3 protein-coding genes and 1 pseudogene are annotated in these 5,386 nt (G+C 37.7%); 1 reads left to right on the forward strand and 3 read right to left on the reverse strand.

Features of this window, described 5'->3' with window-relative positions:
• Nucleotides 1-216 (reverse strand): annotated as a pseudogene (locus F6K13_RS16560) (class I SAM-dependent methyltransferase); the annotation flags it as partial.
• Between the two features lie 1,132 nt (nucleotides 217-1,348).
• Here F6K13_RS16560 and trxB point away from each other — a divergent pair.
• Nucleotides 1,349-2,698, forward strand: a complete 1,350-nt coding sequence (gene trxB, locus F6K13_RS16565) for a thioredoxin-disulfide reductase (protein WP_124145706.1) — start codon at nucleotides 1,349-1,351, stop codon at nucleotides 2,696-2,698.
• Nucleotides 2,699-3,690: 992 nt separating this feature from the next.
• On the opposite strand, the gene F6K13_RS16570 is transcribed toward trxB, so the two are convergent.
• Nucleotides 3,691-4,608: a GUN4 domain-containing protein gene (locus F6K13_RS16570; protein WP_124154925.1), complete on the reverse strand. Its 918-nt coding sequence runs from the start codon at nucleotides 4,606-4,608 to the stop codon at nucleotides 3,691-3,693.
• Nucleotides 4,609-4,772: 164 nt separating this feature from the next.
• The coding region (locus tag F6K13_RS16575; RefSeq protein WP_287287858.1) for an RNA-guided endonuclease TnpB family protein at nucleotides 4,773-5,386 on the reverse strand (614 nt) is incomplete at its 5' end.

Genomic DNA, 5,386 nt, shown 5'->3' on the forward strand with positions numbered 1-5,386 from the left:
ATCAATGCCAATTATTTGCCATTCTGGTTGTTGCTGACATATTAATATCGGTATTCTGGCAGTACCAGTACCGACATCAAGAACTAATCCTTTTTTTGGGCCGATTTCTATAGAACTTTCTGCAAAGGCTTGATTGACTTCCAAAAAGTCCATTGAGTCATATTCTTCTGCTTCTTCCCAAGTGTCCATGACTTCTGGTTCTAATATTCTGTCCATAATTTTTTCTGTTTTATTGAAATTTCTACCAATAACCAAAACAAAAACACACAAATCTCGTTTTTTGTCAAATTTTCGGCTTTTATTGTTAAGCTGTCTCTAGAAAAATTGTTTTTTTGGCCAACAGATTAAAATTAAAATTACTTAATATCATACGATTTCAATATAGTTTGCAGAGTTTTTTGGCAAATTAATTACACCAATCCTGTGACTATAAAAATCATATCATAGACTCCAAATTAAGTAAATTCGTCAAATAATTGAGAATAATATCAATAACTAGGCAACTTTACGTTTATTCATAATTTACTTAACATGACAATTTTAAAATTATCTCTTCAGAAATATTTATTTTAATAATGTAAACAATAGTAGGTTAGCAAAATTCAACGTCAATGCAGAAAACTTAGATTAAGATGTAATATCATGTCTCTTTAAATAACCACTTCGGAAAAATTTAGGGAGTAGGGAGTAGGGAAGAAGGGGAAATTTGTTTGCCCAGCATTCGGACTGAAAAAATATTTCCTCAAAAAAATTTCCTCTTAAGAGAAGAACATTTTTACCCCTGGCTAATTAATGAGACTTGATATAAGTACCTTTGCGTGAATTTGGTATAATTTGATAAGCAGGTATAGCAAAAGTTCTACATAGATATAGTCATATATTGTAAGTTCAAAAAAACTAAGCAAAGAGAGAAATTTTAACCAAGCTTTAGTACGATTTAACAAGCAAACAATGTCTACAAAAAATCAGGAACTATTCACTAGATTAACTGTATAACTAGGTTCAGGTAGATTAACAAAATACAACCGATGCAGGCAAAATATAGAAAAATTCCACTGGTTATATCCTAGCTGTGTCGGTAAATTAACACTGAAAAAAAGGGGTTGCACATTATGGAATGATATTACCAAAAATTAGTTTAGACTTTGAGTAAAAAAAACCATTAATTAGTCATTCTAGTAATTATCAAATCCAAAATCCTATTCATCAAAAATATAAAATCATTCGTCACTGTGCAACGCCGAAAAAAAAGAAAAGTATCGAGAAAACAAATTTTTTCTAATAACTCTAATAGCTGGAAGAAAGTACAACACAAAGACGTTACTATCTACCGCGAAATCTTAATATTATGACAAAACAAAGAATAGAAAACTTAGTAATTATAGGTTCAGGACCAGCAGGCTATACTGCCGCTATCTATGCAGGACGCGCTAACCTCAAACCAGTAGTCTTTGAAGGTTATCAAATAGGAGGTGTACCAGGCGGTCAACTAATGACAACGACTGAAGTAGAGAACTTTCCTGGTTTCCCCGAAGGTATTACCGGACCGCAATTAATGGAACGGATGAAAAATCAAGCAGTTCGCTGGGGAACAGAACTATACACCGAAGATGTTACTTTTGTAGACCTAGCTCAGTACCCATTTACTATTAAGTCAGAGGAACGAGAAATTCAAACTTATAGCATCATCATTGCTACTGGGGCGACTGCCAAAAAACTCAAACTACCTAGTGAAGAAAAATTTTGGAATAGTGGTATTTCTGCTTGTGCTGTCTGCGATGGAGCTAACCCAGCTTTTAAGGGAGTGGAATTAGCAGTTATTGGAGGTGGGGATACTGCAGCAGAGGAGTCTATTTATTTAACTAAGTATGGTTCTCATATTCATTTATTGGTACGTCGAGACCAGATGCGGGCGAGTAAGACTATGCAGCAGAGGGTGTTAGAAAATCCAAAAATTACTGTTCATTGGCAAACTGAAGTTATAGATGTATATGGTAATGGTGTTTTGGAAGGTGTGAAACTGAGAAATAATCAGACTGGTACACAGCAGGACTTACCAGTTGGAGGTTTGTTTTATGCGATTGGTCATACCCCGAATACCCAAATTTTTCAAGGACAGTTGGAGTTGGATGAGAAGGGTTATGTGGTTACTCGAGATATGGTTAAAACTAGCGTTGAAGGTGTCTATGCTGTAGGTGATGTCCAAGATAGTGAGTTTCGTCAGGCAATAACTGCTGCTGGTAGTGGTTGTATGGGGGCAATGTTGGTAGAGAGATGGTTGTCGGAAAGAGGTTTGACACAGGAGTTTGCTCAGGAAAAAGCAACTAAGAAGTCGGATAAGGAGATAGTTGTTGATACTGTTGAGAGTTTTGACCATAATGCTACTCATCATCTGGGCGGTTATGCTTTGCGGAAACTCTACCACCAGAGCGATCGCCTAATTATAGTTAAGTATTCTGCTCCTAGTTGCGCTCCATGTCATACTTTGAAGCCTATTTTTGAGAAGGTTATACAAGAGTTTGAGGGAAAAATTCATTATGTAGAGATTGATATTGAGCAAGATCCGGAGATTGCTCAGAATGCAGGGGTAATGTCTACACCAACGATTCAGTTTTTTAAGAACAAGGGTTTGGTCGAACAGTTGAAAGGTGTGAAGCGTAAGAGTGAATATCGGCAGGTAATTCAAAATAATATTTGAAGAAGGGGCTTTGGTAAATTAGGGTATGATATTAATCTTAATTACTGAGGACTGACTCCTGAGGAGTCAGTAGGGAAGAAAGAAGAAGAAATAAGGAATAGAAGGAGAAAGTTTTTTGTTTGCTGGCGCACAATGCACGTTAACGCGGAGTGCGGAATGGAGTTCTATCCCGCTCTTATTCGGACATGATATCATACCTCTTTTCACCAACGCCGGAAGAAGGAAGAAGGAAAAAGTGGATAGGGATACTAAAAAGTTGTCGCGACCCTCGACGGGACTCCAACCAAATAATTAGTGTCGTTGCATAAGTCCTGTTCTCTTTAGAGCTTATATAGAACCCCTAACCGTATCTTTTTCAAGCTAAATTAGCTTCTGAAGTAGCTAATATCTTGAGCAATTTAGGTCTAGGTAATAGCCTTTAGTAACTATTTATATCATGTCTGCTGGGGCGCGTTCGTGTAAACCCAAAGGTGAATATCTACAGGAAATTTAAGTTTTTTATTGCCCTTAAGTATTCTTGCCTGTTCCCTGTTCCCAGTTAAGTGTTCCCTACCCTTGCTATACAATACCGATGCTACCGGACATGATATTATGCCAATAATGATTAAACCAAGAAACTGTAAGGCTTATGATTAGGCCAGGAGATCCCAAATGGGTTCTATAAATAAAGTTGCACTAGATTAACCACAATATAAAAAGATGAAAAAGATGGTATACTCGTCAAGAGTAATCTTAAGATGACTTAAAATATTAGCCAAAGATTTCAATCCTTGGTGAGCTTGGTGAGCTTGATATTACTCCTGAAAAAGACTTTTTCAGCAAACCCTATTTCTATCTACGGTGGTGGTGCATAGTAATGGAAAAAGAAGTGTGGGGAGATGGGGACCCACCCCTAACCCCTCCGGTGGAGGGGAATTTGGGGATATGGGGGGATGGGGAGTGTGGGAAAAATTAAAAAATATATATCCTTACCATTACCATGCAGGACTACCCTATCTACTACTATTACAAATTGTTAGTCGAGATATAAAAGCCAAAAATGTTTCAGGAGCTATCATTTTACCAACTCCATAACAAGCACGTCGTCGCCATATAATTACAGGTAAGTGACCTTCTAGAGCTTGCAGGTTAAAGCTAAGTTCATCATAATATTTCCAACTTTCTCCATTTCGCCATCCAACGCGGTCGCAAAAATCTCCATATTCTCCACTTACACTTTCCCATATACGTTGTTGTACGTTTAAGCCAAACAACCCGTTACTGTAATACTCCCAAAGCCAGTCAATAGTCAGAAGGTCTGTGCAGGGAAAATTTTCAATATCTATTAACTGTAGCCAACCTTCATCTTCGCGGAGGGTTACTTCCAACAACAACTCCCAGGTAAGTTCGTCCGCTTTTCGCCATTTTCCTGCAGCCAAAAGATTTATCAGTGGGTTATAGTCTATCCCTACTTCTGACATTGGTGCTTCTGGAGTTGCCATGGCATTTAGATTTTCTTCAATACGATATAGAGTATCTGTCAATATTTCTGGGTTAAGTTGTTCGAGGCGATAAAGTACCCACTCTAACTGAGAATGAAGCTGAAAGCGTTCCATTGCTGCCCGATCTAACTGAGCTTGTAGTTTATCTAGTTGTCTTTTGAGGTCCCCATTGAAATTTTGATTGTGATTTACCTCATCTACCTGTCCAAAAGGTAAACTTATGGTGTTATTCTCACTATTTTGATTTTTCTGGTCTTGTACAATTTGCCACATTTGTCTAGCCCAGTTCAATTTTGCTTCTTCTTTTCGCTGGTATATTTCTGCTGTAGCAAAGAAGGTAGTGTCTGATGTTAAATCCCAACTACAGACAGAACAAAATTCTGGGAATGTGTCAATGTATTCTGTGCCACAAACAGGACATAGTACCATACTAAAGTCAAAAGTTAAAAGTCAAAAGTTAGAAGTGATATTTGATATCAAATCCATCTGCTTCATAAAACTGATACAACGCGTCACAAAAAGTGATAAATTGATGTTTACTTCCTGCTTTCCTACGGAATGCTACGCAAACAACTGAGACCGTCAGCGGTTACTCATCCACAGGCATTCACGGTCAAGCCAACCGCATCTCTTAAATTAATTGAGGCATTCAAGTCTCTCTCAATGGATAGACCACATTCTGGGCAGTCATAAGTTCTGATATTCAAAGGCATATCCTGTACATGACCACAACTAGAGCAAGTCTTAGAAGATGGAAAAAATCTGTCTACTACTACTAATTCACAGCCGTACCATTGGCACTTGTATTCAAGCTGTCTTCTAAACTCGTAAAATCCTTGGTCTACTATAGATTTCGCCAGCTTATGATTGGCTAACATACCGCTGACGTTCAAATCTTCAATTGAAACAGTGCCGTGGTTTTTAGCTAGATATGTTGTCAATTTATGAAGTGCGTCTTTACGGATGTCAGCTATTCGTCTATGCTGTTTGGCTAGCCTAACTACAGCTTTGTACCAATTACTTGAATGCTTGACTTTCCTACTAAGTTGTCGTTGTAATTTTGCTAGTTTGTCTTGAGCTGTACGATAAGGCTTGATGCTTGGAAAAACTTCACCAGTGCTTAGTGTTGCTAGTGTCTTAACGCCTAAATCTACACCTACAACTTCAGTATTTTTCGGTGTTACTGTTGGAGCAAATTCAAAAGCTA

It is taken from the genome of Okeania sp. SIO2B9 (assembly GCF_010672505.1).
Classification (GTDB): domain Bacteria; phylum Cyanobacteriota; class Cyanobacteriia; order Cyanobacteriales; family Microcoleaceae; genus Okeania; species Okeania hirsuta.

What these genes read in the sequence shown, in the direction of transcription:
- trxB (WP_124145706.1), top strand. Translation starts at nt 1,349, where the DNA reads ATGACAAAACAAAGAATAGAAAACTTAGTAATTATAGGTTCAGGACCA.
- F6K13_RS16570 (WP_124154925.1), bottom strand. Translation starts at nt 4,608, where the DNA reads ATGGTACTATGTCCTGTTTGTGGCACAGAATACATTGACACATTCCCA.